The sequence below is a fragment of the Streptomyces sp. NPDC060205 genome, from assembly GCF_042728395.1.
In the GTDB taxonomy this organism is placed as follows: domain Bacteria; phylum Actinomycetota; class Actinomycetes; order Streptomycetales; family Streptomycetaceae; genus Streptomyces.
This window is the reverse complement of sequence record NZ_JBHWZP010000120.1, coordinates 17825-25178: the sequence shown is the minus strand read 5'-3', so window position 1 is coordinate 25178 and position 7354 is coordinate 17825. Positions and strand designations below refer to the sequence as shown.

At 67.8% G+C, this 7354-nt stretch carries 6 protein-coding genes; 1 reads left to right on the top strand and 5 read right to left on the bottom strand.

Annotated elements, in window-relative coordinates:
• Positions 1-69: 69 nt before the first annotated feature.
• From mctP to ACFWGJ_RS21795, 5 genes are all read right to left on the bottom strand, one after another.
• On the bottom strand, positions 70-1698 hold the full coding sequence (gene mctP / locus ACFWGJ_RS21815) for a monocarboxylate uptake permease MctP (RefSeq protein WP_387327001.1): 1629 nt from the start codon (positions 1696-1698) through the stop codon (positions 70-72).
• Positions 1695-1988, bottom strand: a complete 294-nt coding sequence (locus ACFWGJ_RS21810) for a DUF3311 domain-containing protein (RefSeq protein ID WP_387327000.1) — start codon at positions 1986-1988, stop codon at positions 1695-1697. Before ACFWGJ_RS21810 ends, mctP begins: the two co-directional genes overlap by 4 nt.
• Before the next feature lie 136 nt (positions 1989-2124).
• A complete protein-coding gene (locus ACFWGJ_RS21805) occupies positions 2125-2334 on the bottom strand; it encodes a YbdD/YjiX family protein (protein ID WP_107021434.1) in 210 nt (69 codons plus the stop codon).
• Positions 2306-4483, bottom strand: a complete 2178-nt coding sequence (locus ACFWGJ_RS21800) for a carbon starvation CstA family protein (protein ID WP_387326998.1) — start codon at positions 4481-4483, stop codon at positions 2306-2308. The genes ACFWGJ_RS21805 and ACFWGJ_RS21800 overlap by 29 nt, the downstream gene beginning before the upstream one ends.
• A 311-nt stretch (positions 4484-4794) precedes the next feature.
• Entirely contained in the window at positions 4795-5559 is a 765-nt protein-coding gene (locus tag ACFWGJ_RS21795; protein WP_107021392.1) for a GntR family transcriptional regulator, read from the bottom strand.
• A 418-nt stretch (positions 5560-5977) separates the two neighbouring features.
• Between ACFWGJ_RS21795 and ACFWGJ_RS21790 the strand changes: the two genes are divergently transcribed.
• Positions 5978-7255 carry an extracellular solute-binding protein gene (locus tag ACFWGJ_RS21790; RefSeq protein WP_387326996.1) on the top strand — a complete coding sequence of 426 codons (1278 nt, stop codon included), beginning with the start codon at positions 5978-5980 and terminating at the stop codon, positions 7253-7255.
• The last annotated feature ends 99 nt before the right edge of the window (positions 7256-7354 follow it).

Below are 7354 nucleotides of genomic sequence, written 5' to 3'. Positions count from 1 at the left end.
CCCCTTTTGGGGGCGCGGGGAACTGCGCAACGGGGGGCCGGGGGCGCAGCCCCCAAGACTTGAGTGGAACTAGTGGCCCGCCCCCGCCGTCGCCGGCGGCAGCTCCACCTGGACGCCCTTGTCGCCCGCGTCCGCCGTGTAGTCCTCGGCAGAGGTCTCGTCGATGCCCTCGGGAGCCTTGAGCGCCCGCAGGACGAACGTCATGACCACCGTCACGATCACGTTCAGCACGATCGCCGTCAGCCCGATGTACCCGATCTCCCCGATGCCGGGAATCTCCTTGGAGGACCCGCCGAAGTGCTTCTGCGTCGGCGAGGCCACCCCGTACGCGGCGACCGTCCCGTACACCATCCCGACCGCCCACCCGGCGAGCAGCGCCCACCGGTGGAACCAGCGCGTGAACAGGCCGCCGACGAGTGCCGGGAAGGTCTGCAGGATCCAGATCCCGCCGAGGAGCTGGAAGTTGATGGCGACCGTCTTGTCCATGGTCAGGACGAAGACCAGCGCGCCCACCTTCACCAGGAGCGAGACCAGCTTGGAGACCTTGGTCTCCTGGGCGGGCGTCGCGTCGGGCTTGATGAAGTCCTTGTAGATGTTGCGGGTGAACAGGTTCGCCGCGGCGATGGACATGATGGCCGCCGGCACGAGCGCGCCGATCCCGATCGCCGCGAACGCCACGCCCGCGAACCAGTCGGGGAACATGGTCTCGAAGAGCTGCGGGATCGCCAGCTGCCCGTTGTCCACCTTGATCCCGGCGGCGATCGCCATGAAGCCGAGCAGCGCGAGCAGGCCCAGCATCAGCGAGTACAGCGGCAGGATCGTGGTGTTGCGCCGGATCACCTCACGGCTGCGCGAGGACAGCGTCGCGGTGATCGAGTGCGGGTACATGAACAGCGCGAGCGCCGAGCCGAGCGCCAGCGTCGCGTACGTCCACTGGCCCGCCTCGCCCGGTACCAGGGAGCCGCGTGGCGCGCCGGTCGCCGGGTTGGTCTGGCTGTACGCCTCGCCGGCCTTGGCGAAGATCTCGTCGAAGCCGCCCAGCTTGATCGGGATGTAGATGATCGCGACCGCGATGACGATGTAGATCAGCGTGTCCTTGACGAACGCGATCAGGGCGGGCGCACGCAGCCCGGACGAGTACGTGTACGCGGCCAGCACACCGAAGGCGATGAGCAGCGGCAGGTCCTTCACGAACCAGTTGGTGTCCTCGCCGCCGCCGACGCCCATCACGTCGAGCACGGCCTGGATGCCGACCAGCTGCAGCGCGATGTACGGCATCGTCGCCAGGATGCCGGTGACGGCGACCGCGAGCGACAGGCCCTTCGAACCGAAGCGTCCGCGCACGAAGTCGGACGTCGTCACATAGCCGTGCTTGTGCGAGACCGACCACAGGCGCGGCAGGAAGGTGAAGATCAGCGGGTAGACGAGGATCGTGTACGGGACGGCGAAGAAGCCGGCCGCGCCCGCCGCGTAGATCGCCGCCGGGACCGCCACGAACGTATAGGCGGTGTAGAGGTCGCCGCCGAGCAGGAACCAGGTGACCCAGGTGCCGAACGACCGGCCGCCCAGGCCCCATTCGTCGAGGGTGTGCTCGTTGTCGGACCGCCGCCAGCGCGCGGCCAGGAAGCCCATGACCGTGACGGCCACGAAGAAGAAGATGAAGACGGCGAGTGCGACGCCGTTCACGCCGTCCTTCATGCGGACGCGCCCCCGTTCTGCGACGTGCGGGCGGCCTTGCGGGCGCGCTGCTCACGGTTCCACAGCGTGAACGCGGTCATCGTGAGCGCGGTCGAGATGAGCACCCACAGCATCTGGTACCAGTAGAAGAACGGGATGCCGATGAAGGTCGGGTCGACCTTCGCGTACGACCCCACCCAGAGCATCGCCACGAACGGCGCGATCAGGCACAGGGCGATCACCACCCGGACCGGTGTCACCACCGGCGGTTTTCCCTCGGGCGCTCTTGGCACATCCGGTGTTTCCGACATACGGCGGCTCCGTCCCCTCACTGATCACCTGTGCAACGCGCAGGAAATCTAAGGGACGGTTCCGCTTTATGGAACCCCCGTCCGCATAACGGATGCGCCGTGTCGTGCGGCGACCGCGCCCCCGCACGTCACGGCGTCAGCAGCAGCGGAAGCCCTGCCGCGGATCCGCCTCCTGACGGTCCGTGCGCATCCGCTCGAACTCCCGCCGCGAGGGCACGTCCGCGTCGGCCCGCTCCGCGCGCAGATGCGCCACGTACCGGTCGTACGCGGACTCGTCGGTCAGCTCCCGTACGTACCAACGCACGCCCCTGGCGGCCCTAACCGCGTGGTTCAGCGCCGACCGCATCGCGTACCTCCTCCTTCTCCTCCCGGGTCGGGATCAGCCCGGCCGGTGCGACGATCTGCGACTCGACGTACGGCGCCTCGCTGAGCGTGGAGAGCGCGGGACGGCGTACGTGCCGGATGCACACCCGTGTCGCGTCCGCGATCACCACGACGATGAGCAGGGCCAGCACCGCCGTGAGGACACCGTCGACCGTGGAGTTCGTGACGATCGTGTGCATGTCGTCCATGGTCTTCGCGGGTGCGACGAGCTCGCCCCGGTCGATGCCGTCCTGGTAGATCGAGCGCTGCTTGAAGAAGCCGACGCGCGGGTCGCTGGAGAAGACCTTCTGCCAGCTCGCGGTCAGTGTGACCGTGGCGTCCCAGACGAGCGGGATCCCGGTGATCCAGGCCCATTTGAGGCGCCCGGACTTCACCAGCAGGGTCGTGCAGACGGCCAGGGCGACCGCGGCGAGCAGCTGGTTGGAGATGCCGAAGATCGGGAAGAGCTGGTTGATCCCGCCGAGCGGTTCATGGACGCCGACCCACAGGAAGTAGCCCCACAGGCCGCAGACGATGCCGCTGGTGATGACCAGACCGGGCTTCCAGCTCACATCCTTGAAGGGTTTGTAGAGGTTGCCCAGTGTGTCCTGGAGCATGAAGCGGCCCACCCGGGTGCCCGCGTCGAGCGCGGTCAGGATGAACAGCGCCTCGAACATGATCGCGAAGTGGTACCAGAACGCGCGCAGACCGTCCCCGGTGACGTCGGAGAAGATCTCCGAGACGCCGACCGCGAGCGTGGGCGCGCCGCCCGTCCGCGACAGCAGGGACGCCTCCTCGACGTTCTTGGCCGCGGCGGCCAGATCGCCGGGAGAGATCTGGTATCCCCAACTGCCCACCACTTGGGAGGCGTTCTGGACCGTGTCGCCGATGACGCCCGCGGGCGCGTTCATCGCGAAGTACAGACCTGGGTCGATGACGGACGCCGCGACCAGCGCCATGATCGCCACGGACGACTCCATGAGCATGGAGCCGTACCCGATCATCCGGACCTGCGTCTCCTTCTGGATCATCTTCGGCGTGGTGCCGGAGGAGATCAGGGAGTGGAAGCCGGAGAGGGCCCCGCAGGCGATGGTGATGAAGACGAACGGGAAGAGCGAGCCCGCGAAGACCGGCCCGTTGCCCTGCGAGGCGAAGTCCGTGACCGCGTCCATCTTCAGCGTCGGCAGCGAGACGACGACCCCGAGCGCGAGCAGCCCGATCGTGCCGATCTTCATGAACGTGGACAGGTAGTCGCGGGGCGCGAGGAGCATCCACACGGGCAGGATCGACGCGATGAACCCGTACGCCACCAGCCAGATGACCAGCGTCGAGGGGGCGAGCGTGAACGTGTCGGCCCAGGACGACTCGGCGACCCAGCGGCCCGCGACCAGCGCGAACAGCAGCAGCGCCACACCGATCAGCGAGACCTCGGCGACCCGGCCGGGCCGCAGGACCCGCAGGTAGAAGCCCATCAGCAGGGCGATCGGGACCGTCATCGCGATGGAGAAGGTGCCCCAGGGGGACTGGGCGAGCGCGTTGACGACGACCAGCGCGAGCACCCCGAGCAGGATGATCATGATGGCGAAGGCGGCGATCAGGGCCGCCGCGCCGCCGAACGGGCCGATCTCCTCACGCGCCATCTGCCCCAGCGACCGGCCGTCGCGCCGGGTGGAGAAGAACAGCACGACCATGTCCTGGACCGCGCCCGCGAAGATCACGCCGACGATGATCCAGATGGTGCCGGGCAGATACCCCATCTGCGCGGCCAGCACGGGCCCCACCAGCGGCCCCGCGCCCGCGATCGCCGCGAAGTGATGGCCGAGCAGCACCCGCCGGTCGGTGGGATGGAAGTCGATGCCGTTGTTGAGCCGCTCGGCCGGGGTGGCCCGGGTCTTGTCGACCCGCAGCACCTTGTACGCGATGAACTTGGCGTAGAAGCGATAGGCGATGGCGTACGAGCCGAGGGCAGCCGCCACCATCCAGGCGGCCGAGACCTCCTCGCCCCGCGAGAGAGCGAGCACGGACCAGCCGGCCGCGGCGATCAGCGCGACGAGGGTCCAGATGACGATGGTGCGGGGACTTGCCTTGCGGGGGCCTTGCGGAGATGCCGTCCGGGGGCTGTCGGTGCGCACGGGTCGTCCTCCCGTCCATGAGTGACGGGAGGACGGTAGAACAGGATGAGCACCAGCGCTACACCACGAACATCACACGATCCTCCCCGGCCCAACTCGCCTATGTCCAGGCCAGCTTGGGACAACCACCCAGGGGCGCGGGGAACGGCGCAGTCTTTTGCTTTTAGGGGCGCGGGGAACTGCGCAATCTTTTAGGGGGCGCAGCCCCCAAGGGGCGCGGGGAACTGCGCGACCAGCCACAACGCACCCGCACCCGACAACGCACCCCAGCCACCCCGGCCACCCCGGTCACCCAGGCCACCCCGGCCACTTCAGTCCGTGGGCCTCTTCAACCGCGCAACGAACTTGTACCGATCCCCCCGGTACACGGACCGCACCCACTCCACCGGCTGCTGATCCTGATCGATCGAGTGCCGCGACAACATCAGCATCGGCAACCCCACATCCGTACCGAGAAGCCCCGCCTCCCGAGGAGTGGCCAGCGACGTCTCGATCGTCTCCTCCGCCTCCGCCAGACGCACGTCGTACACCTCGGCCAACGCCGTGTACAGAGACGTGTACTTCACCAACGACCGCCGCAGCGCGGGAAACCGCTTCGCGGACAGATGCGTCGTCTCGATCGCCATCGGCTCCCCGCTCGCGAGCCGCAGCCGCTCGATCCGCAGCACCCGCCCCCCGGCACTGATGTCGAGCAGCTCGGCGAGCGTGTCGTCGGCGGTGATGTACCCGATGTCCAGCAGCTGCGAGGTCGGTTCGAGCCCCTGCGCCCGCATGTCCTCGGTGTAGGACGTGAGTTGCAGCGCCTGCGAGACTTTCGGCTTCGCGACGAACGTGCCCTTGCCCTGGATGCGTTCGAGCCGCCCCTCGACGACCAGTTCCTGCAGCGCCTGGCGCACGGTCGTGCGCGAGGTGTCGAACTCGGCGGCGAGCGTGCGCTCGGGAGGTACCGGCGTACCGGGCGGCAGGGTGTCCGTGATGTCGAGCAGGTGCTTCTTCAGGCGGTAGTACTTGGGCACGCGCGCGGTACGGATGGGGGCGCCACCCTCGTTCTCCGCACTGCTGACGTCGGTGCTCATACTCTGCCTTCCCGGCTTCGAGTGCCGATGCGGCCGGCGTACGCGCCGGCCACGGCTCACATCGTGGCACGCCCAGCCGTGCGAGTGTCCTCCCGCACGCTGCGTGATCCCCTCTATATACCGTCGGGGTCCCTTTTGGTCTAGTCCATAGTGTGCGCGGGACAGGCCGGAGGGGCTGGTGCGACCTGCGTGGGCGCCCGTCCGATCTGTCACCCGTGTAGTGAAAGGTCCCTGCATATGTAGGTCGCGTAACGGACGGTCTGGAGCGGCTTTTTCACCCTTGACACCTCTCTAGGTCTAGTCCAAGCTCCCCGTACTGGTCTAAACCATTGAGGACCAGGTCCCAGCCCCACGGGCAGTACTCGTCGTAAGTCACGCGGTGGGCAGGGGGGTTGCTGGCATCCCTGAGGAGGATGACGTGAATCGCAAGCTCATCGCGGCCGTCGGTGTCGCGGGCATGTTGATGTCGATCGCTGCCTGTGGCGGCGACGATGGTGACGACGGCGGCAAGGCGGGGGCCGACGGCTACAAGGGCCAGACCCTGACCGTCTGGGCCATGGACGGCTCCACGCCGGAGGGCTGGACCAAGGACCTCACGGCCGCCTTCGAGAAGAAGACGAAGGCCAAGCTGAAGTTCGAGACGCAGCAGTGGAACGGCATCCAGCAGAAGATCACCACCTCGCTCTCCGAGGACAACCCGCCGGACGTCCTTGAGGTCGGCAACACCCAGACCCCGGCCTACGCGGCCACGGGCGGTCTCGCCGACCTGAGCGACCTCAAGGAGGAGATCGGCGGCGACTGGACCAAGGCCCTCAACGAGTCCTCGGTCTTCGACGGCAAGCAGTACGCAGCCCCCTGGTACTTTGCCAACCGCGTCGTCATCTACAACAAGAAGGTCTGGGCCGACGCCGGCATCACGGACGCTCCCAAGACGCGCGCCGAGTTCTTCGACGCCCTGAAGGCCATCGACAAGAAGACCGACGCCGAGCCGATCTACCTGCCCGGCCAGAACTGGTACTTCTTCGACGGTCTGACGATCGGCCAGGGCGCCGACCTGGTGAAGAAGGAAGGCGACAAGTACGTCTCCAACCTCGCGGACCCGAAGGTCGGCAAGGCCATGGAGATCTACAAGCAGTACCAGTCCTACTCCAAGGCCCCCAAGGACAAGGACGAGGCGACCCCGCAGCAGGCCGAGGTCTTCGCCAAGGGCAACGTCGGCGCCTTCATCGGCATGGGCTGGGAGGCCGGCACGGCCATCGCGGCCAACAAGAAGATAGAGAAGGACATCGGCTACTTCACCATCCCCGGTGAGACGGCCGACTCGCCCGAGGGTGTCTTCCTCGGCGGCTCCAACTTCGCGGTCGCCGCGGGCAGCAAGAAGCAGGAGCTCGCCAAGGAGTTCCTGAAGCTCGCGCTGTCCGACAAGTTCGAGGGCGCGCTCGCCAAGGAGAACGGCGTCATCCCGAACAAGGAGGCGCTGCAGATCCACCTCGCGGGCAACGGCGCCGCCGAGGCCGCCGCCCCGGCCGCGGCCGGCGGTGGCACCACGCCGCTGATCCCCGAGTGGGCCGCCGTGGAGAACGACCCCAACCCGATCAAGGCCTACATGACCGCGGTCCTGAAGGGGAAGTCGCCCGCCGCAGCCGCCAAGCAGGTCGAGGCGGAGATCAACAAGCGGCTCGCGCAGAGCAGCTGATCACCCCCGTGGGGCGGGCGGGGAGCGCCCCACCCCGCCCAGCGGGCGCGTGCACTGGGCACCCCCCAGGGGGGTCGCATTGGGGGGGAGTGGGAGAAA